Genomic DNA, 19,425 nt, shown 5'->3' on the forward strand with positions numbered 1-19,425 from the left:
TGCTATCACCATGATGGCGGGGCGCGCCCCGCCAGCGGTCGGTGGCTTAGAAGCTGTACATCACCATGCCCTGAAGGCGAGTGGCGTCGCCATCGTCGCCACCCTTGGTCTCGCGGCTGGCCCAGCTGGCCTCGATGCCGTAGCTGATACGTTCGGCCGGCGACCAGATATAGTTAAGATAAGCGGTCTCGAAGGTGTCGTTATCAGTGGCGCCGTAGTAATCCTCGTCATCGAGATCGACGGTAGAGACGTTATAGGAGGCGTTGATGGCCCCCGGGCCGGCCTTGAGGCTGGCGCCGAGGGTACCGCCGGTGCTCTCCAGAGTTTCGAGATCGCCGTTGTCGGCCACATAAGCGGGGGATGTCTGCGGGCTGACGTTCATGTAGCCGCCGATACCATCGCCGTGGGTCACGCCGGCACGTAGCGTTACAGCCTCGTTGACTGCCATGGCGGCTTCCAGGGCGATACCCCAGCCAAAGGCGGAGTCGTCATTGACGGTGGCATTGGGATCGGCTTCGGCATCAAATTCGAGCTGACGCAGCACCGCTGAGGCGGAGTACTTGAACGGACCGGAGGTATCGGTATAGCGCGCTGTCACGTCCGGGAGTTCGCTCTTGGCAGCGTCCGCTGAGGTTTGGACCACATTATTTTCGGTGGTTTCTGAGGAGCCCAGAGTGTCCGGATCCTCGATGGATGCCGAGAAGTTGCCGGCGGTATAGCGCAGCTGCGGCTGGCGCGCCTGGTTGCCGACCCCGGGCGGGCCGCGGAAGTCAATGGTCGGGGTGCCGGCGACGAAGCCGTAGAAGTTGGTCCAGTACTGGCCGGCCAGGATGCCGTTCCAGGAACCGTAGGCGTGACGCAGGCGGAAGTTGTTGTTGGTTCCGTAGAAGTCGCCCTCGATCTGGGTCACCAGGTCGCTGCCGGATACCGGGGTCACGGTCTTGAAGCCGATACGGCTCTGGTAGGCGTGCATATTGAAATGCCCGTCCTGGCTAGGCTCGCCATCCAGCTTGATGTTGCTATGGGTGACGAGGTTGCCCATATCGGCATCCACGTCATAGATGATATCCAGCTTGGCGTAGCCGTAGACGCTGGCCTTGGTATCGCCGACTTCGAAATCCACGGCGTGAGAGGCGCTGGCGACCGCCAATGCCAGGGCGGAGGCGGTAAAGACCGATGCCAGCTTGAGCTTGTTGTATTGGGTCACGTGCGTTGTTCCTTGAATCGTCTGGCCGCGCAGAGGCGGCGTTATTGTGTTGGTCCTGCGATGCATGCCGATCTCGCGGATTGGCGATGCGTCTGACGTTAACGTCAGGGTGAAAGAAGCGAGACGCTGCGTTGATGACAACGCCATGAATGCCCAAGGCGACCAAAGTTGTAGGAACTTTCCTATCCGGCGTTTCCACCCGAGCGTTCGTCTCTGGGCCTCGACCCCAGCGTTGACCGCTGTTGCCCGTTTCACCTTCAGGGGGTTCGGCTCTGTGGCATCATGTCGCCAGTGAACGACGCTCCTGGAGCCGCCCGTTGTCGATCCTTCTTCCTCTCTCCCTGCGTACCCGCCTGCTGCTCGGCATCGGCCTGGGCTGGCTGGCTCTGGTGGCGGCGCTGCTGGGCTACAGCCACCTGAGCGGCGGCAAGCTGACCCGGCACGAGAACCTGGTGCACCTGGAGTATGAGGTGCGGCTGGTCGCTGATCAGATGACCCGGGAGCTGGCCGAGCGCCAGGCGCTGCTGGCGCGGCTGGCCCAGGAGATAGATCTCGACGATCCCGAACTGGTCGAACGGCTGCGCGGCCAGCAACCGCTGCTGGCGATGTTCGACCGGCTGATGGTGTTCGATGCCGAGGGGAGGCCGGTGGCCGACTGGCCGCCCTTTGCCGAGGGTGGGCCGACCATTGCCGAGCGGCCCTATTTCAAGAAGGTCAGGGCCTTTCGGCGCCCGCTGGTCACCGAGCCCTATAGCGGCGGCGAGACCGCCATCGATCAGGTGATGGTGGTGCAGCCGCTGCTTGGTGAGCAGGGCGAGTTCCTGGGCATTCTCGGCGGCAACACCGCACTGCGCGACGGCGAGGCCTATCTCAACCTGCGTGGACGTTACCTGGGCGAGGCTGGCCATGTGCTGCTGATGACTGCCGAGGGTCAGGTGATCAGCCACCCGGACCCTGAGCGCCTGATGCTGCCGCTGGAGGATCTCGAAGAGCGCCCCCTGCTCGATCAGGCCCTGCTGGGCTGGCAGGGCGGTGGCACCACGCTGACCCTCGATGGCGAGCCGGCCCTGGCGTCGTTTCGCCAGGTTTGGGCCGCCGACTGGGTGGTGGGGGTCTATCTGCCCCTGGAGCAGGTAAAGGCGCCGCTGCGGCGCTATGCCGTCGAGCTGCGCTGGGTGGGGATCGGCACGGTGCTGCTGATGCTGCCTTTGCTGTGGTGGCTGCTGGGCCTTGGGCTGCGCCCGCTACACCGACTGGAGCGCCAGATCGCCCGGATCGGGCGTGGCGAGTCGCAGCGTCTGGAGCTGGCCACCGGGATGCAGGAGCTGCGTCAGCTGGAGGAGGCGTTCAATCGCCTGGAGGGGCAGCGCCGCGCGGTGCATGTCTCGCTGGAGGCGCGCGAGGCCTTCCTGCGAGCGGTGCTGGCATCGTCACCGGTGGGCATGTTTATCGCTGATACCCGGGGCCATGTCAGCTACCTCAATCCCGCCCTGGAACGCCTGACCGGCGTCTCGCTGTCAAGCTATCGGCCGCTGGCCTGGCTGCGACGCATACACCCCGAGGATCGTGCCGGCTTCCTGGCCGGCTGGCGCGAGGCGCTGAGTCAGGGCTCGGCCCTGCAGCAGCACTACCGCCTTCGTGGTCCGGCGGGGGGCTGGCGGCGTCTCGACGTCCAGGCCAGCCGGGTGGTGCTGGATGGGCGTCCGCTGGGCTTCGTCGGCCTGATCCGCGATGTTACCGAGCACCATGAGCGTGAGCGTCGCCACCGCTGGGAGGCCGAGCACGATGCCCTGACCGGCAGCCTCAATCGCCGGGGTTTCCTGCGTCGGCTGGCGGATGCCAGCCGCCTGGGTGCCGCGCCGGAGACACCCCGTGCGCTGGTGATGCTCGACCTGGACCACTTCAAGACGGTCAATGACCGCGCCGGCCATGCGGTCGGTGATGCATTGCTGCAGCAGGTGGCACGGGTGCTGGGCGAGGTGGTGCGCGAGGAGGATCAGGTGGCGCGGCTGGGCGGTGACGAGTTTGCCGTGCTGCTGGCACCGGCACCCCATGATGCCTCCCTGCACGTCGCCGAGCGTATCCGCGAGGCGCTGGAGCGCATGGTGTTCGAGCATGCCGGGGAGCATTATTTGGTCTCGGCCAGTGTCGGCGTGGCCATGCTGACGGCGGAGGAGGAGTCGCCGGAGGCGCTGATGGAGCGTGCCGATCAGGCCAGCTATCGGGCCAAGCGGCTGGGGCGTAACCGGGTGGTGATGGCCGAGGAGATGAGTCTCGGGTGATATGCCGGTTGAGTGGGGCGGGGTGGCGCCCCCTTCAGGATTCGAACCTGAGACCTTCCCCTTAGGAGGGGGACGCTCTATCCAGCTGAGCTAAGGGGGCAACACGCGGCGCATTATAGGGAAATGCACCGCCGAGGGGAACCGTGGTGCCGCTGTCATAGGGTTATCCCAGATGCCAGCACCGCTCAAGGCTGTTCCGACGACAGGCCGTCGAGGGGGCGCTACGAGTACTTCCTTGTAGGCTACCTCGGCCCTGCTGCGCTCTCGTGTCCCGCTCCGCTTGCAGGTCCGGTGCTGGCCATCCTTGGCCAGCCCGTTCGGAGCAATGCTCCTCACCCCTGGTCCTCGGACCCCCTCTCCGACCTGCCCCCGGCACCTTTCGCTATCAGCCTATCGGTAACTGCGATAGCTCTGGTGCGACAGCTGTCAGTTCACGGTTCGCACATCGCTGCGGCAACGTGCCCCATACCTCATCACATAACATGCATTTAATATTCCCGGCGCTTATACACACACCTAAAAGAAGATGAGCTCGGGATCCATGACTAGCCAAATGCCACGCCGCCTGCCACTGGTAGCCCTTGTTGCTGCCGCGGCCTGGGGCTCGCTTGCCCAGGCACAGGGCACCGATACCCTCTCCACCATCGTGGTGGAAGGCACCCAACAGGTGCCCGGGGAGCTGTCGCTCTCGCCCAAATCCTCACCCGCGCCGGCGGCCGATGCCGGTGAATGGCTGCGGCGCCTGAATGGCGTAGAAGGCATTCGCATGGGTGGCCATGGCCTCGACCCGGTGATCCGCGGCCAGCAGGGTAACGCCCTGAATGTCCTGATCGACGGGGGCTATGTGTTCGGTGGCTGTCCCAACCGCATGGATCCGCCCACCGCCTATGCGCCGCTGCACAGCATCGATCGCGTGACGGTCAGCAAGGGCGTGACCACGCTGCAGCATGGTGCCGGGGGCAGTGGCGGTACAGTCCTGTTCGAGCGCAGTGCACCGGAGTTCGAGGGCGATGTGGTCGGCCAGCAGGGCAGCGTGGGTGCCAGCTACGACGATAACGGTGAGCGTGTCGGCCTGTATGCCAACCTGGAGGCCGGCAACCAGCAGGGCTACCTGCAGGTGTTCGGCGAGCACCAGAATGCCAGCGACTACGAGGACGGCGACGGACAGCGCATCCACAGCGGCTTCGAGACCACCAGCGGCGGCATCACCCTGGGCCTGACGCCCAGCGAGAACACCGAACTGGCCCTGGGCTATGAGGCGGTGCGCGAGCGCGACGTCAAGTTTGCCGGCGCCGGCATGGACTCTCCCGAGAGCGATAACGACACCGTGCGCCTGCGCCTCGACCATGCCTTCTCCGATACCCTGAGCATGGAGAATCGGCTTCAGTACACCACCATCGACCATGTGATGGACAACTACTCGCTGCGTGATGCGCCGCCGACCAAGCAGATGCGCTCGCCCACCGAGTCCGACACCTTCACCTGGAAGAGCATGTTCACGCAGCAGCTGGCCGACAGCGACCTGCGCTACGGGGTCAATGTGCTGCAGAACGAGCGCAATGCCGAGATCATCAATGACTCCAAGGATATGGTGGCCTTCCTCTCCTGGCCGGATGTGACCACCCGCCAGGCTGGCGCCTTCGCCGAGCTGGATCACTACCTGGGCGAGCACACCATTGTCAGCGGGGGTCTGCGGGTGGACTACTCCGAGGCCAGCGCCGATGCGGCCTATCAGTCCAGTGACAGCGGCGTGGTGGCTGCCGATCTCTACCGCAATGTCTACGGCGTCGAAGGCGATCTGGACCATGATGCCTGGCTGGTGGGCGCCTTCCTGCGTGGCGAGCAGCGCCTCAACGAGTCCGACAGCGTCTTCGCCAGCGTGAGCCGCGCCGAACGCGATGCCGACGCCACCGAGCGCTACTTCGCCAAGAACGACTGGGTCGGCAATCCGGAGCTGGATCCTGAGGTGCACCACCAGCTGGATCTGGGCTTTGAGCGCCGCCTGGATATGGCTGGCTTCGAGGTGGTGGCCTTCGCCGACCGAGTCGACGACTACATCTTCCGGTCAGCGAATGCCGATGGGGTCAGCACCTATCGCAATATCGACGCTACCCTCTACGGCCTGGAACTCACCGGCGACCTGCGCTGGGCCCATAACTGGGAGACCCGTGGCCAGCTGAGCTGGGTGCGCGGCGACAACCTCGATGACGGTGGCGCGCTGTCGGATATCGCCCCGCTGCGTGGCCAGCTCTCCCAGTTCTACGTGGCCGATGCCTGGGAGGCGGGCCTGACCGCGCGCTTCTCCGACGATCAGGACCGCCTGGGCCCGGATGAAGTCGCCACCTCCGGCTATGTGGTGCTGGATGCCGAGGCCGCCTGGCAGTGGCAGGCGCTGACCCTGCGCACTGGCGTCAGCAACTTGCTGGACAAGACCTACAGCGACTTCCTGAACCGCAATCGCTCCAGCAGTGACCCCTTCCTCAGCAGCGATCCGGAGAGCGCGGAGCTGCCGCTGAACGAGCCGGGACGCAGTGTCTGGCTGGCCGTGGACTATGCCTTCTAGAGGCATCGTCGTTCAGCCTGTTGAACAGGCGATACATAGCGCCGCCAGCTATCGCTGGCGGCGCTTGCGTTGGGGCTGTGCAGGCCGTTCTTGGTCAGCGGTGACTGATTCGAGGCGGGGCGCGATTCAGGTCTTACCCTGGAAGAAGGCGCGGTTCTCGCGCAGCAGCGTGGCCGAGTGCCTGGCCTGGCGGGCCAACTCGACCTGCTGGCGGCGTGCCAGGGTGCGCGCCAGGCGCTCCAGGGCCGCGGCGGCTTCCAACGGGGCCTCGCGCAGCCGGGCGACACGGCGCAGGCTGGCCTCCAGGCGGCGTCGGGTGCCCGGGTCGGCCTGATTCTGGTTCTGACCCTGACTATAGTGACGCAGCGCCTCGAGGGTCTCGCCCAGGGTCAGGGCCGCCAGGCTGGCATCGACCACTCGGTGGGTCGCTTCGCCCTGCAGGTGGGCCCAGTGCACCAGGCGCATCACCCGATGGTAGAGGCGCGCCTGCCATAGCGCTTCGCGCTGGCTGTCGCCGCGGGAGGCGAGGGTTTCCAACTCGTGGAGCATCATCCCCTCGAGGTGGCGCTGACGACGCCGGGCATTGGTGGGAAAGATCAGGCGGAAGGCGATCAACGCCAGCAGCGGGCCGGCCACCACGGCCAGGGCCAGGGCCAGGGAGTGCGCGAAGGTGCCGGTGAGCGGCAGGCTCGGCTGCGACAGCAGCAGCAGGATCATCACATAGTCCATGGAGCCGTTCTGGGTGCGGCGGTGGGAGAAGGGCACCACCGTGACCAGGATCAGCGGCAGCAGCATGGCGATCAGTTGCCATTCGGCGCTGGCCAAAGGCCAGGCCAGCCAGCGCAGGGCCACCGCGAGCAGCGCACCGACCGCCTGCCAGGCCAGGATGCGGCGCATGATCCAGGCGGGGTTCTCGAAGGTGGAGAACAGGGTCACCATCACCGAGGTACCCAGCATCACGTAGGCACCGGCGGACCAGCCGGTGGCCACCCAGGCCAGGCCGATCACCAGCAGCACGCCGGTGGTGCGCAGCATCGCATGGCGGGCGTGGATCCAGTCACGGTGCCGGGTTACCTGGCGGCGACTCGCGTCGCGGTCGGTGCGGCCGGTATCGCGGAACTGCTGGCGCTGGGTCAGGGTGGCGGCCAGCCTTCCCAGTACCTCGCCCAGGGCCGGGTCCTCCGCTTCGGCCAGCTGGCTGGCCCGGTTCAGGTGCGCCGCCACCCTGGGCAGGGGCTCGGCGTTATCCATGGCGAGTGCTGCCTCTGCCACGGCCTCATGGGCGGCGGCCTGGCGCTGGCCATGCTCGCGACGGCGAACCCACAGCAACGCTGCCGTCAGGGCGGCGAGAATCGCCCGCTGGGAGCGCGCCGAATGGCGTGCACGCCGAGAACCGGCGGCGCTGGGCTCCAGCTCAGCCTCGAGGATGGCGATATCGGAGAGCAGCTCGTTGGGGGCCAGGCGGGTACCGCGTGGCTGCGGGCCCAGTCGTTGGGCCAGCAGGTGGAGGACCCGTGCGGTGCTGCGCCGGCCGCGCTCCTCGAGCGCGCTGCGCGAGGCGCGGGGTGTGAGCGCGAGCCCCACCACCAGCGCCATGATCACGCCGACCAGCACGGTTAGCAGGCGGTCGGCACCCAGCGCAAGAGTGTTCATGCCGGAGGCGGTGCCGAGCAGGGCGACCATGGAGGCGGAGTACCCCGACAGCAGGGTGGCGTAGGCGATCATGCTGTGCAGGGCGTTGCCGATGCCGGCGCACAGGCCGACCCAGAGCGCCAGGCCGATCACCAGCCAGAGCAGGCTGTCGCCGGTGGCGAGCAGCAGAAGCAGGCCTACAGCGGTGCCCACCAGAGTGCCCAGGGCACGGTAGAGGCTCTTCTCGACCAGCAGCTCACGCACCGGCTGGGAGGCGGCCCATACGGTCATCGCCGACCACTGGGGATGCTCCAGGCCGATCGCCCAGGCCACGCTCAGGGCCAGGCAGGCAGCCAGGGCCGTGCGCAGGGAAAAGCGCAGCCGCTCGAGATCGAAGCCCTGGCCTGAGAGCCAGCGTGAGAGAGGCATGGGCGGTCCTCGTGGTGTGGTGAACAGTGAGGGTTGAATACTGAAGGTTGAAACTATTAGCCGGCGACTTTATCACGCGGCCCTGTTTGGTGAAGCCGGCGTCACGGGCATGAGACCGGCGCGGCTTGCGGGTAGAATGCCGGCATCTCTGTTCAAGGTAGCCCCATGACCACTCCCGCATCTCCGCTCTCCGTCCATGGTGATCGCCACTTCGATGGCCTGGCCGACAAGTTCGCCGCCAGCCTCTACGGTGGCGTGCGTGGCGAGCTGCGCCTGGCGCTGCTCGACCGCCTGTTGCCGGAGATGCTCGACCTCCGTGGCCAGCCGCTGCTCGACGTGGGTGGGGGCCTGGGTCAGCTGGCGGCGTGGTTCGCCGGGCGCGGCCACCCGGTGACCCTGGCCGAGCCCTCCGCCGAGATGCTGGAGCGGGCCCGCGAGGCGCTCCTGGAAGCATCGGTGGAGCGCGAGGTCACCTTCCTGCAGGCGCCGCTGCAGGCGCTGCCCGAACGTGCCGCCGGGCCCTGGTCTCTGATCGCCTGCCATGCGGTGCTGGAGTGGCTGGGCGACCCGCGGGGAGCGCTGGCCACCCTGGCGGGCCTGTTGGCCCCGGGCGGGCAGCTCTCGCTGATGGTCTTCAATCGTGATGCCCTGCGCTTCTCCAATGTGGTGAAGGGCAATCTGGAGAAGGCCCTGGATGACCGCCTGGAGGGCAAGGGGCTGCGCCGGCGGCTGACGCCGATCTCGCCGCTGACCCACGCCCAGCTCATGGCCTGGAGCGAAGAACTGGGCCTGGAAGTGCGCAGCGTGGCGGGAGTGCGGGTGTTCCACGACTACCTGCGCAAGCCCCCGGAAAGTGACGCCGACCGACAGCGGCTGTTCGAGCTCGAGTGGCGCTACTGCCGGGTCGAGCCCCACTGGCGGCTGGGGCGTTACCTGCTCTATACCCTGGTGCGCCCCGGCGCATCGCCTTCTTCCACCGAGGAGTCCCCGAGATGAGTGCCGAGACGGTTCGTGCCGAGAATCCGGTCTGCCAGCTGCTGGAGCGCCAGGCCGCCGACTATCGCGGCTGGTGGTGGGTGGCGCCGCCCCGGGATGCCTGGCTCGAGACGGGGCAGGGCACGGCGATCAGTGCCGACCTGGCGGTGCGCGAGGCCTGGCAGGCCGCCGGGCGCTCGGCGCTCTCGCCCTTTGCGGCGGGATCCGCAGGTGATGTGGGTACGCCGGCCGGGGCGGTGCTGTTCTGGCCCAAGAGCCATGCCCTGGGCGAGTGGTGGCTGCTGTGGCTGTGCGCCACGCTACCCGAGGGCACGCCGCTGCAGCTGGTGGGTGAGAACCAGGGCGGCATCAGGCGGGTGCTCAAGGTGCTGGCGGCACTCGGGCTGGGCTGTCGCAAGCTCGACAGCGCGCGGCGCTGCTCGCTGTTCGAGACCCGCCTCGGGCGTGTCGGCATCGACCCCGATGCCGCCTGGACCACCTTCGATGCCGAGCTGGGCAGCGAGCGGCTGACCCTGACCAGCCATCCCGGGGTATTCGGCCACGGCAAGCTGGATGACGGCACCCGGCTGCTGATTGAGACCCTGTCGGGAGAGGGGAGTGCGCCCATTGGTCTTGCGGGCGATGTCCTCGATCTGGGCTGCGGCGACGGCATCCTGGCCGCCTGGCTGGCGCGTCAGGGGGCAGGAGTCACCGCGGTGGATGTCAACGCCTTCGCGGTGGAGGCGACCCGGCGCAGCCTGGCGGCTAACCAACTCGCCGGCGAGGCCTTGTCTGGAGAAACGCTGGAGAGTGATGTCTACTCGGCGCTGGATGGCCGGGTCTTCGATGCCATCGTCAGCAATCCGCCGTTCCACCAGGAGCGAGCCATCGACTATGGGCCGGCGGCACGGTTGATCCTTGATGCCCCTGCGCACCTGCGACCCGGTGGTGCGCTGGTCATCGTCGCCAACGCCTTCCTGCCCTATCCCGACCTGCTCGAACGCGCCTTCGGCGGCTTCGAGATCCTCGCCGATGACCGCCGCTTCCGGGTCTACCGGGCGGTCAGGCGCTGATCAGCGGAAAAGTCATCGCGCGATAAATCGCGCTCCTGCGGCGCATGTAGGAGTCCGATTTATCGGGCGATGGCTGGGCTATTTCCCAGGGTCGCGATAGGCGATCTCGGTAATGATCCAGGTGGTCTCGCCACCCGGGGCGGCCACCGTCACCTCCTCGTCGAGAGGCTTGCCGAGCAGCGCCTTGGCCAGGGGGGAATCGACGCTGATCCAGCGCTTGTCCGGAGCGATCTCGTCGTGGCCGACGATGCGTACCTTCATCTCCTCGCCTTCCTCGTCCTCCAGGGTGACGAAGGCGCCGAAGTAGACCTTGCTGGTATCCGCCGGCAACCGATCCACCACCGTCAGCTCGTCGAGGCGTTTGGTCAGGTAGCGGATGCGCGCGATGACCCGATTGAGCTCCTTCTTGTTGTAGGTGTAATCGGCGTTCTCGCTGCGGTCGCCCAGGGCCGCCGCCTCGCCCACCTTGGTGGAGAGGGCGGGACGCTTCACCCGCGAGAGATGGTCGAGAATGCCGCGCAGCCGCTCGGCCCCCTCGGCGGTGATCAGGTTGCTCTTGGGTTCCTGGCGCGGGTCCTTGGCCGGATCGCGCCAGCGGGTCATGTTGCGGCCTTTCATGCTCTTCCTCTTGATCCGGGCTATGGCGGCGAACATACGCCATGGCAGCCAGGCGGCCAAGCCGCTGGCCAATCATTCAAACGTTCGTTACATTTCAGGGCGGGAGCACAATACCAACACCCCGAAGGAGATCCGATATGCCGCGTCGTCGTCTGCTGAATACCGCCATTGGCCTGGGGCTGAGCCTCGGCCTCGCCGTCCTGCCGCTGGCCGCTGCCCATGCCTGGGAGGCCCGCGTGGAGGGCATGAAGAATCACTGGGAACGCCTGATTACCGAGCAGCCCGAGGGCCAGCGCGGCGATGGCCTGAAGGCCCTCGCTGGCCAGGCCGAGCGGCTGGTGGCCGAGCACCCCGACGTGGCGGTGCCGCTGGTGTGGCAGGGCATCATCGAGGCGTCATGGGCCCGCGAGCGCAGCGGCCTGGGGGCGCTCTCCAGCGCCAAGAGCGCCCGCAAGGCCCTGGAGCGGGCCGTCGAGCTCGATCCCCAGGGCCATAACGGCTCCGCCTATGTCACCCTGGGAGCCCTCTACGATCGCGTGCCGGGCGGGCTGATGGGTTTCGGTGACAGCGCGACCGCCGAGCAGATGTTCGAGCAGGCGCTTTCGATTCGCCCCGACGGCATCGACGTCAACTTCTACTATGCCGCCTTCCTCGAGGAGGAGGGGCGCCTGGACGAGGCTCGCGAGCATGCCCGCCGGGCGGTGGAGGGCGAGGCCCGCCCCGATCGCCAGGCCTCCGACGAGGCACTCCGCGACGAGGCGCGTGCGCTGCAGCAACGCCTCTGACGCCAGGCCGGCGGTTGGCATCCACGCCTCGGGTCAGGATAATGGTCGTCTTTGCGCCAGTGGAGACCGCCATGAGTGACACGCCAGAGGTACCTGACCCGGCAACGGCGGCGCCCTTCACCCGCGCCGATGTGGAACTGCTGGAGCGGCGCTGCCTGCACCAGGGCTTCTTCCGGCTCGAGGAGCTGCACCTGCGCCACCGCCTGTTCGAGGGCGGCTGGAGCGAGCCGATGGTGCGCGAGGTGCACCACCGCCACGACGCCGTGGGTGTGCTGCTCTACGATCCCGAGCGCGACGCCGTGGTGCTGGTGGAGCAGTTCCGCCCCGGTGCCCTCGACGACCCGGCCTCGCCCTGGAAGCTCGAGGTGGTGGCAGGCCTGGTGGAGCGCGGTGAGAGTGTCGCCGAGGTGGCACGCCGGGAATCCCTCGAAGAGGCGGGCTGTGAGGTGGGCGAGCTGATCGAGCTGCATGCCTACTATCCCAGCCCCGGCGCCTGCGACGAGCGGGTCACGCTGTTCTGTGGCCTGGTCGACAGCCGCGGGCTGGGCGGGGTGCACGGCCTGGACGCGGAGCACGAGGATATCCGCGTGCATGTGCTGCCGTTTGCGCGGGCCTGGGAACTCCTGCAGGCTGGACGACTCGACAATGCCATGTGTCTGATCGCCTTCCACTGGCTGGCGGGCGAGCGGGCCTCATTGCGAGCGAGGAGGTAGCGTGCCGAATAGAAACGCCTATGTGACCGACCTCAAGAGCCTGCAGGGCGAGTGCAGCGTCAACTACCTGCGGCTCGTGCGCCTGATGGGCGAGCTGGAGCCGGGCGAGACCCGTGAGGTGGAGCTGGTGAGCCATGGCCGCCGGGTGGGCGAGCTGTGTCTCAAGCTGCAGGAGCGTGCGCCCTATACCAGCATCGTGCGCGTCTCCCAGCGCGGCATCCTCGACGACTACCTCGAGACGCCACGCATGCGGGTGCACCTCTACCACGACGTGCGCATGGCCGAGGTGACCGACTTCCAGCGCCAGCGCCACTTCCACGGTCGCTACCGCTATCCCAATGCCCAGATGCACCAGCCGGACGAGAAGCTGCAGCTCAACCGCTTCCTCGGCGAGTGGCTGGAGCATGGCCTGGCCCACGGCCACTCCCTGGACCTGCCCGAGCTTCCCTGACTGAAGCCCTGAAGCGCTGCCCTGAAACATCGCCTCAAGCGTCGCCGCGAAACTGCCTCCCGGATTCACCCTGAGCCATTGATGCCCCCCGGAGTCCTGCCATGCCCCGCCTGATCCAGATCAGCGACTGTCACCTGTGTGCCGACCCTCGGGCCCGCGGCCGGTGCGGTGTTCCGCTGCGCCAGCTGGAGGCGGTGGTGGCGGCCGTCAACCATCAGCGGCCGGATCGGGTGCTGGTCACCGGGGACATCAGCAACGACGACAGCTCCGCCTCCTACGCCCTGGCCAGGCGCACCCTGGACGCCCTCGAGGCCCCCTGGGAGTGGCTGCCCGGCAATCACGACGTGATCGAACCCATGGCAGCCACCCGGCCGTTGCCGGCGGAGCTGACACTCGGCAACTGGCGCATCCTGCTGCTCGATACCCACGTGCCCGGCAAGCCCCATGGCGAGCTTGGCGAGGCGGCCCTGGAGGCGCTGGCCCGGCGCCTCGCCGCGGACCCGGTGCGGCCGGTGCTGATCGCCATGCACCATCCACCCCTGGAAGTGGGCTCCGCCTGGTTGGATGCCATCGGCCTGCGGCATGCCGAGGCGTTCTGGGAGACCCTGGCGCTCTTCCCTCGGGTGCAGGCGATCCTCTGCGGGCATATCCACCAGGCCTTCGTGGGCCGCCATGCAGCGGGAGAGCGCGAGATCATGGTCTACGGCTGCCCCTCCACCATCGACCCCTTCCTGCCGGGCAGCGAGACCTTCGCCGTCGACCCGGTTGCGCGTCCCGGCTATCGCGTCGTCGATCTGGACGGCGTGAGCCATGCCACCCGGGTAGAACGGGTCGATATCCATAAATAAGTTATAAAAAGATAGATATTAATTCTTTTGGGTTATTATAGGGCGGCGTTACCCTGCGTGGCATCGACATGTTTCACGTCATCTTTGCCACGTCATGCGAGGTAGCCGGCCATGACCCTTCTTCAAGCCCCCCAGCGTGCGGCGTCGCCCGAGACAGGTGCCACCGTGGCCGCGCCCGACCCGCGGCGGCTGACCCACCTCAAGCAGCTCGAGGCGGAGTCGATCCATATCATCCGCGAGGTGGTCGCCGAGTTCGCCAATCCGGTGATGCTCTACTCCATCGGCAAGGACTCGGCGGTGATGCTGCACCTGGCCCGCAAGGCCTTCTATCCGGGGCCGCCGCCCTTTCCGCTGCTGCACGTGGACACCACCTGGAAGTTTCGCGAGATGATCGCCTTCCGTGACCGCATGGCGAAAGAGGCGGGCATGGAGCTGTTGGTGCACACCAATGAGGAAGGGCGCGCCGCAGGCATCAACCCCTTCGACCACGGCTCCAGCGGCTATACCGATGTGATGAAGACCCAGGCGCTCAAGCAGGCCCTGGACAAGTACGGCTTCGACGCCGCCTTCGGCGGGGCGCGTCGCGACGAGGAGGCGAGCCGCGCCAAGGAGAGGGTGTTCTCCTTCCGCGACCGTTTCCATCGCTGGGATCCCAAGAACCAGCGCCCCGAGCTATGGAACCTCTACAACGCCCGAGTCAACAAGGGCGAGTCGATCCGTGCCTTCCCGCTCTCCAACTGGACCGAGCTGGACATCTGGCAGTACATCTACCTCGAAGGCATTCCCATCGTGCCCCTTTACCACGCCGCGCCGCGACCGGTGGTGGAGCGTGACGGCATGTTGATCATGGTCGACGACGAGCGGATGCCGCTGGCCGAGGGTGAGGTGCCCGAGGAGAAGTGGGTGCGCTTCCGTACCCTGGGCTGCTACCCGCTCACCGGGGCGGTGGAGTCGACGGCTGCCTCCCTGCCCGAGATCATCCAGGAGATGCTGCTGACCCGCACCAGCGAGCGCAGCGGCCGCGCCATCGACCACGACCAGGCCGGTTCCATGGAGAAGAAAAAGCGCGAGGGCTATTTCTGATGTCACACCAATCGAGCCTTATTGCCGACAATATCGAGCAGTACCTGCACGAGCACGAGAACAAGGACCTGCTGCGCTTCATCACCTGCGGCAGCGTCGATGACGGCAAGTCGACCCTGATCGGCCGGCTGCTCCACGACTCCAAGATGATCTTCGACGATCAGCTTGCGGCGATCACCCAGGCCTCGAAGAAGAGCGGCACCACCGGCGAGGAGGTCGACCTGGCGCTGCTGGTCGACGGCCTGCAATCCGAGCGCGAGCAGGGCATCACCATCGATGTGGCCTACCGCTTCTTCTCCACCGACCGACGCAAGTTCATCATCGCCGACACCCCGGGGCACGAGCAGTACACCCGCAACATGGCCACCGGCGCCTCCAATGCGAGCCTCGCCATCATCCTTGTCGATGCGCGCCACGGCGTGCAGACCCAGACCCGCCGGCACAGCTTCATTGCCGACCTGCTGGGCATCCAGCACCTGGTCGTGGCGGTCAACAAGCTCGACCTGGTGGACTACTCCGAGGCGCGCTTCGAGGAGATCGTCGCCGAGTACCAGGCGATCGCCGAGAAGCTCTCCGCCCGGGACATCCGCTTCGTGCCGATCTCGGCCCTCAAGGGCGACAACGTGGTCAACCCAAGCGAGCGCATGCCCTGGTACTCCGTCGACGGCAAGCCGGGACCGACGCTGCTCGAGCTGCTGGAGACGGTGGAGGTGAGCCGTGACCGCAACCTCACCGACCTGCGCCTGCCGGTGCAGATCGTCAACCGCCCCGACCTCGACTTCCGCGGCTATGCCGGCACCCTGGAGGCGGGACTGCTGCGCCCCGGCCAGGCCGTCAAGGTGCTGCCGTCGGGCAAGCGCTCCATGGTCGAGCGCATCGTGACCTGGGAGGGCGACCTGGAGGAGGCCTTTCCCGGTCAGGCGATCACCGTGACCCTCGCTGATGAGCTCGATATCTCACGGGGGGACTGGATCGTCGCCGATGGTGCCGAGGTGGCGCTCTCCCACGCCTTCGAGGCGGACATCGTGTGGATGCACGAAGAGCCTCTCGCGCCCGGCCGTCAGGTCGATATCCGCCTGGCGGGACGCTCGGTGGCGGGGCAGGTGAGTGCCATCGACTATCAGGTGGACGTCAATACCCTGGAGCGCCATCCCGCCGAGAGGCTCGATCTCAACGCCATCGCCCGCTGCCGGGTAGCGCTGACCGCCGAGGTGGCGCTGGATGAATACGCGCGCAGCCCCGGCACCGGCAGCTTCATCGTCATCGACCGGCTGACCAACGTTACCGTGGGGGCGGGGATGATCCGCAGCGTCGTGGAAGGTGAGGGCGAGTCGGCGAGTGCCACCGAGGTGGACTGGGCTGGCTTCGAACTGGAGCTCAATGCCTTGGTGCGCCGCTACTTCCCCCACTGGGAGGCGAAGGACCTGCGTGAGCTTCTGAAGTAGCAATACCGCGACTCAACTCAATCGCGGTTGCCCATGTCGCGCCCCCTCGAGGGCCTGTCGCCGGAACAGCCTTGAGCGATACCGGACAGTGGCCACCGGGGAAACCGGCTCTGGTAGGCTGTGTCCAAAGCGACATAGCCGCTCCGGAGCCAACCCCTGATGATTTTTCTCGCCCTTGCCCTGTTGCTGGCCCTGTTCCTGCTGCCCAACGTCTGGGCCCAGTGGGTGCTCAAGCGTCATGCCCGTGGCCGTGACGACTACCCCGGCACCGGCGCGGAGCTGGCTGACCACCTGCTGCGCCGGCTGGGCATCGAGGGGGTCAAGGTGGAGCCCACCGAGCAGGGTGACCACTACGACCCCGTGGCGCGCCGTGTGCGGCTCTCGCCGTCGGTCTATGGCGGCCGCTCGCTCACCGCGGTCACGGTGGCGGCCCACGAGGTGGGCCACGCCATCCAGCACCACCGGGGCTATGCGCCGCTGCTGGCGCGTTCGCGGCTGGTGGCTGTGGCCCAGAAGGCCGAGAAGCTCGGAGCGCTGTTGATGATGGCGGCTCCGTTCCTGTTCCTGCTCACCCGCCTGCCCGGCGGCCTCGCCATCGTGGTCGTCGCGGCGGTGATCAGCTTCGGCACCGCGGCGCTGGTGCACCTGGTGACTCTGCCGGTCGAGTTCGACGCCAGCTTCCAGCGCGCCTTGCCGCTGCTCAAGGAGTACATCCCGCCGGGCGACATGGCCGGCGCCCGCCATGTGCTGACTGCCTGTGCCTTCACCTATGTGGCGGCGTCGCTGTCCAGCATCCTCAACCTGGGCCGCTGGTTGGTGATCCTGCGGCGTTGACATCCTGGTGGCTGAATGTAATAACTAAGTAATTACTTTTGGCGGGCCTGTTGGTAGGAGGGAAAAATGCGGACGCACCTTAGAAAGATCGGTAACTCGAAGGGAGTGCTGATTCCGGCCGCCATGCTGGCCGAGCTGGGTGTCAGCGATGAAGTTGAGATTCATCTTGAGGGGCAGCGGCTGGTAGTGGAACCGATCAAGCAGCCGCGACGCCAATGGTTCAGCGGTTATGATGCCAGCCGCGACGATGCCGTTTGGGAAGACCTTGTAGAGGTAGAAGCCGGCGAGGATGAGTGGCAGTGGTAGGTCGTGATATTCGCCGCGGTGAGGTCTATTGGGTCAACCTTGATCCCACGGTAGGCAGCGAGATTCGCAAGACCCGTCCGGCGCTGGTTATTTCACCAGATGACATGAATAGTGTACTTCCCAGGGTCATCGTGGCGCCTGTCACCAGCAAGGGACAGCCACTCGGCTGCCGGCCCACCCTTAGCTTTCAGGGGAAGCCGGCAAGAATACTGCTTGATCAGCTCCGTTGCATCGACAAGCGCCGGGTCCTGGACAGAATGGGAGACATTCCGCCTTCCATCTGGCATGCCACCCTCCTGGAGATGTTCGAGTAGACTTGGTTCCTCTCAACTCACCCGATTGGCGATGATCACCGCGCGGCGCGGGGCGGGGTAGCCTTCCCGGGTCAGAGACGGGTCGCCGGGGTCCAGGAAGTCGGCCAAGGACTGGAAGGTCATCCACTCGGTGGTGCGTTGCTCCTCTGTCGTCGTCGGTGCCTCGTCGACCACCCGCACGTTGGTAAAGCCACAGCGCTCGAGCCATTGGCAGAGGGCGGCGGAGGAGGGCAGGAAGTAGACGTTGGGCATGGCAGCGTAGCGCTCCCCGGGCAGCAGCACCTTGGTGGCATCGCCCTCGACGACCAGGGTCTCCAGCACCAGCTCGCCACCGGGACGCAGGGCGCCGCGGAGCTGCAGCAGGTGCTCCAGCGGCGAGGGTCGGTGGTAGAGCACTCCCATGGAGAACACCGTATCGAAGAAGCCGAGCTCCTCGGGGACCTCCTCGATGCCCACCGGCAGGAAGTGGGTGCGCTGGTCGTCGGCGTCGCCGACGAAGTGGCGTACCGCCCGGAACTGCCAGAAGAAGCGCGGCGAGGGGTCGATCACTAACACGAAGGAGGCCCCTGCCCCCGCCATGCGCCAGGCGTGGTAGCCGCTGCCGCCGCCCACATCGAGCATCTTCCTGCCCGCCATCGGTGCCAGGTGGGGGGCGACACGCTGCCACTTCCAGTCGGAGCGCCACTCGGTATCGATCGGGATGCCGCCAAGTGAGAAGGGACCCTTGCGCCAGGGGGCGAGCTTGCCGAGCAGGTTCTCGCACTGGCGGCGCCGGCTGTCGGAAAGGTCGCATTCCACCGTGATGGTATCGGTATCCAGGCGCACCTCGCGCTCCTCCGGCAACGGGGGCAGTTTGGCCACCGCCTTCTCCCAGGCGGGAAGGTCACCGTAGCGGCGGCGATCGAGCCCGCGGGCGAGCTGCTCGGGCAGCCGGGCCAGCCAGGTATCGAGGCCCTGATCGAGGAAGGCCCGGTAGAGGTCGCGGTGTTCGGCGGGTATCGGCACCCTCAGGTCTCCTGTGACGTGGGGGAGGCGGTGTCCCTGAAGGCCTCGTTCTTGAACGCCCCGTCCTTGAACGCCCCGTCCTTGAATGCCACCACGGAGGCGAAGTTGAGCAGCTGGAACCAGGTATGGCTGCGCGAGAAGCCGGCCCTGGCCAGGCGGGCGTGGTGCGCGTCCAGGGTGTCGGGGACCAGCACGTTCTCCAGCGCCGTGCGCTTCTGGCTGATCTCCAGGTCGCTGTAGCCGTTGGCGCGCTTGAAGTCGTGGTAGCGCTCCACCAGCCAGGCGTTCTCCTGTTCGTCGCAGGCCTGGATCTTCTCCGAGAGCACCAGCACGCCGCCGGGCTCCAGCGCCTCGAAGAGCCGGGTCATCAGCGCCTCGCGGTCCTCCGGGGGCAGGAACTGCAGGGTGAAGTTGAGCACGATCATGCCGGCCGGCTGGTAATCGAGGCGCCGGATGTCGCCCTCGAGTACCTCCATGGCATGCTCGGGGCACTCGGCGGTCAGGGTCTCCCGGGCGCGGGCCACCATGGCCGGCGAGAGGTCCACACCGGTGTAGCGAAAGGCGTCCGGGGCGAGCTGGCCGGCCAGGGCCAGGCCGCCGGCGCCCAGCGAGCAGCCCAGGTCGTAGACCCGGGCGCCGTGACGCAGGTGGCGGCGGGCGATCAGCCCCAGCATGCCGAGTATCTGCCCGTAGCCCGGCACCGAGCGACGGATCATGTCGGGGAAGCAGGCGACTACCCGCTCGTCGAAGGAGAATCGTGCCACCCGGTCGAGGGGTGTCGAAAAGATCGCGTCACGGTAAGATGCGTCACTCATCGTCGAGCCAGTCATGCAGGGAAATCCGTCATTCTACGTTGTGATGT

At 66.8% G+C, this 19,425-nt stretch carries 18 protein-coding genes and 1 tRNA gene; 13 read left to right on the top strand and 6 right to left on the bottom strand.

Annotated elements, in window-relative coordinates; translation table 11 throughout:
- Positions 1-46: 46 nt before the first annotated feature.
- Positions 47-1,207, bottom strand: a complete 1,161-nt coding sequence (locus LWH48_RS06890; protein ID WP_232912000.1) for a DcaP family trimeric outer membrane transporter — start codon at positions 1,205-1,207, stop codon at positions 47-49.
- A gap of 317 nt (positions 1,208-1,524) precedes the next feature.
- Between LWH48_RS06890 and LWH48_RS06895 the strand changes: the two genes are divergently transcribed.
- Positions 1,525-3,489, top strand: a complete 1,965-nt coding sequence (locus LWH48_RS06895) for a sensor domain-containing diguanylate cyclase (protein WP_232912001.1) — start codon at positions 1,525-1,527, stop codon at positions 3,487-3,489.
- Positions 3,490-3,512: 23 nt separating this feature from the next.
- On the opposite strand, the gene LWH48_RS06900 is transcribed toward LWH48_RS06895, so the two are convergent.
- Positions 3,513-3,589: transfer RNA gene (locus LWH48_RS06900), tRNA-Arg, on the bottom strand.
- A gap of 441 nt (positions 3,590-4,030) precedes the next feature.
- Here LWH48_RS06900 and LWH48_RS06905 point away from each other — a divergent pair.
- Positions 4,031-6,052 carry a TonB-dependent receptor domain-containing protein gene (locus LWH48_RS06905; protein ID WP_232912002.1) on the top strand — a complete coding sequence of 674 codons (2,022 nt, stop codon included), beginning with the start codon at positions 4,031-4,033 and terminating at the stop codon, positions 6,050-6,052.
- A 126-nt stretch (positions 6,053-6,178) separates the two neighbouring features.
- Here the strand turns inward: LWH48_RS06905 and LWH48_RS06910 are convergent, their stop codons facing one another.
- Positions 6,179-8,113: an FUSC family protein gene (locus tag LWH48_RS06910; RefSeq protein ID WP_232912003.1), complete on the bottom strand. Its 1,935-nt coding sequence runs from the start codon at positions 8,111-8,113 to the stop codon at positions 6,179-6,181.
- Positions 8,114-8,278: 165 nt separating this feature from the next.
- Here LWH48_RS06910 and LWH48_RS06915 point away from each other — a divergent pair, with 165 nt between their 5' ends.
- The gene (locus tag LWH48_RS06915) at positions 8,279-9,109 is read left to right on the top strand and encodes a methyltransferase domain-containing protein (protein ID WP_232912004.1); all 831 of its coding nucleotides are present in this window, start codon (positions 8,279-8,281) and stop codon (positions 9,107-9,109) included.
- Positions 9,106-10,161 carry a class I SAM-dependent methyltransferase gene (locus tag LWH48_RS06920; protein ID WP_232912005.1) on the top strand — a complete coding sequence of 352 codons (1,056 nt, stop codon included), beginning with the start codon at positions 9,106-9,108 and terminating at the stop codon, positions 10,159-10,161. The genes LWH48_RS06915 and LWH48_RS06920 overlap by 4 nt, the downstream gene beginning before the upstream one ends.
- A 78-nt stretch (positions 10,162-10,239) precedes the next feature.
- Here the strand turns inward: LWH48_RS06920 and greB are convergent, their stop codons facing one another.
- Positions 10,240-10,779, bottom strand: a complete 540-nt coding sequence (gene greB / locus LWH48_RS06925) for a transcription elongation factor GreB (protein ID WP_232912006.1) — start codon at positions 10,777-10,779, stop codon at positions 10,240-10,242.
- 137 nt (positions 10,780-10,916) lie between these two features.
- On the opposite strand from greB, the gene LWH48_RS06930 reads away from it, so the two are divergent.
- The 9 genes from LWH48_RS06930 to LWH48_RS18440 all read left to right on the top strand — a co-directional run bounded on the left by LWH48_RS06930 (position 10,917) and on the right by LWH48_RS18440 (position 17,558).
- Positions 10,917-11,564, top strand: a complete 648-nt coding sequence (locus LWH48_RS06930; RefSeq protein ID WP_232912007.1) for a tetratricopeptide repeat protein — start codon at positions 10,917-10,919, stop codon at positions 11,562-11,564.
- A 71-nt stretch (positions 11,565-11,635) separates the two neighbouring features.
- Positions 11,636-12,277: an NUDIX domain-containing protein gene (locus LWH48_RS06935; RefSeq protein WP_232912008.1), complete on the top strand. Its 642-nt coding sequence runs from the start codon at positions 11,636-11,638 to the stop codon at positions 12,275-12,277.
- Between the two features lies 1 nt (position 12,278).
- Positions 12,279-12,728, top strand: a complete 450-nt coding sequence (locus LWH48_RS06940; protein ID WP_232912009.1) for a DUF1249 domain-containing protein — start codon at positions 12,279-12,281, stop codon at positions 12,726-12,728.
- A gap of 101 nt (positions 12,729-12,829) precedes the next feature.
- Positions 12,830-13,576, top strand: coding sequence for a phosphodiesterase (locus LWH48_RS06945; protein ID WP_232912010.1), 747 nt, complete (start codon positions 12,830-12,832; stop codon positions 13,574-13,576).
- Positions 13,577-13,687: 111 nt separating this feature from the next.
- Positions 13,688-14,659: a sulfate adenylyltransferase subunit CysD gene (gene cysD / locus LWH48_RS06950; protein ID WP_232912011.1), complete on the top strand. Its 972-nt coding sequence runs from the start codon at positions 13,688-13,690 to the stop codon at positions 14,657-14,659.
- Positions 14,659-16,104 carry a sulfate adenylyltransferase subunit CysN gene (gene cysN / locus LWH48_RS06955; protein ID WP_232912012.1) on the top strand — a complete coding sequence of 482 codons (1,446 nt, stop codon included), beginning with the start codon at positions 14,659-14,661 and terminating at the stop codon, positions 16,102-16,104. The genes cysD and cysN overlap by 1 nt, the downstream gene beginning before the upstream one ends.
- 159 nt (positions 16,105-16,263) lie before the next feature.
- Entirely contained in the window at positions 16,264-16,938 is a 675-nt protein-coding gene (locus LWH48_RS06960) for a zinc metallopeptidase (protein WP_161431442.1), read from the top strand.
- Between the two features lie 66 nt (positions 16,939-17,004).
- The gene (locus tag LWH48_RS06965) at positions 17,005-17,244 is read left to right on the top strand and encodes an AbrB/MazE/SpoVT family DNA-binding domain-containing protein (protein ID WP_232912013.1); all 240 of its coding nucleotides are present in this window, start codon (positions 17,005-17,007) and stop codon (positions 17,242-17,244) included.
- Entirely contained in the window at positions 17,238-17,558 is a 321-nt protein-coding gene (locus LWH48_RS18440) for a type II toxin-antitoxin system PemK/MazF family toxin (protein WP_442908300.1), read from the top strand. The genes LWH48_RS06965 and LWH48_RS18440 overlap by 7 nt, the downstream gene beginning before the upstream one ends.
- A 12-nt stretch (positions 17,559-17,570) precedes the next feature.
- Here the strand turns inward: LWH48_RS18440 and cmoB are convergent, their stop codons facing one another.
- Both cmoB and cmoA read right to left on the bottom strand, forming a co-directional pair.
- On the bottom strand, positions 17,571-18,563 hold the full coding sequence (gene cmoB / locus LWH48_RS06970) for a tRNA 5-methoxyuridine(34)/uridine 5-oxyacetic acid(34) synthase CmoB (RefSeq protein WP_232912014.1): 993 nt from the start codon (positions 18,561-18,563) through the stop codon (positions 17,571-17,573).
- A gap of 2 nt (positions 18,564-18,565) precedes the next feature.
- A complete protein-coding gene (cmoA, locus tag LWH48_RS06975; protein ID WP_232912015.1) occupies positions 18,566-19,378 on the bottom strand; it encodes a carboxy-S-adenosyl-L-methionine synthase CmoA in 813 nt (270 codons plus the stop codon).
- Positions 19,379-19,425 lie beyond the last annotated feature (47 nt).

It is taken from the genome of Halomonas sp. G15, assembly GCF_021282295.1.
GTDB lineage: Bacteria > Pseudomonadota > Gammaproteobacteria > Pseudomonadales > Halomonadaceae > Halomonas > Halomonas alimentaria.

Bases quoted from the DNA above. Each gene is read 5' to 3' on its own strand.
- LWH48_RS06930 (WP_232912007.1), top strand. From the start codon at position 10,917: ATGCCGCGTCGTCGTCTGCTGAATACCGCCATTGGCCTGGGGCTGAGC.
- LWH48_RS06945 (WP_232912010.1), top strand. From the start codon at position 12,830: ATGCCCCGCCTGATCCAGATCAGCGACTGTCACCTGTGTGCCGACCCT.
- LWH48_RS06920 (WP_232912005.1), top strand. From the start codon at position 9,106: ATGAGTGCCGAGACGGTTCGTGCCGAGAATCCGGTCTGCCAGCTGCTG.
- LWH48_RS06910 (WP_232912003.1), bottom strand. From the start codon at position 8,113: ATGCCTCTCTCACGCTGGCTCTCAGGCCAGGGCTTCGATCTCGAGCGG.
- LWH48_RS06935 (WP_232912008.1), top strand. From the start codon at position 11,636: ATGAGTGACACGCCAGAGGTACCTGACCCGGCAACGGCGGCGCCCTTC.
- LWH48_RS06960 (WP_161431442.1), top strand. From the start codon at position 16,264: ATGATTTTTCTCGCCCTTGCCCTGTTGCTGGCCCTGTTCCTGCTGCCC.
- LWH48_RS06965 (WP_232912013.1), top strand. From the start codon at position 17,005: ATGCGGACGCACCTTAGAAAGATCGGTAACTCGAAGGGAGTGCTGATT.
- LWH48_RS06905 (WP_232912002.1), top strand. From the start codon at position 4,031: ATGACTAGCCAAATGCCACGCCGCCTGCCACTGGTAGCCCTTGTTGCT.
- cysD (WP_232912011.1), top strand. From the start codon at position 13,688: ATGACCCTTCTTCAAGCCCCCCAGCGTGCGGCGTCGCCCGAGACAGGT.
- greB (WP_232912006.1), bottom strand. From the start codon at position 10,779: ATGAAAGGCCGCAACATGACCCGCTGGCGCGATCCGGCCAAGGACCCG.
- LWH48_RS06915 (WP_232912004.1), top strand. From the start codon at position 8,279: ATGACCACTCCCGCATCTCCGCTCTCCGTCCATGGTGATCGCCACTTC.
- cmoA (WP_232912015.1), bottom strand. From the start codon at position 19,378: ATGAGTGACGCATCTTACCGTGACGCGATCTTTTCGACACCCCTCGAC.
- cysN (WP_232912012.1), top strand. From the start codon at position 14,659: ATGTCACACCAATCGAGCCTTATTGCCGACAATATCGAGCAGTACCTG.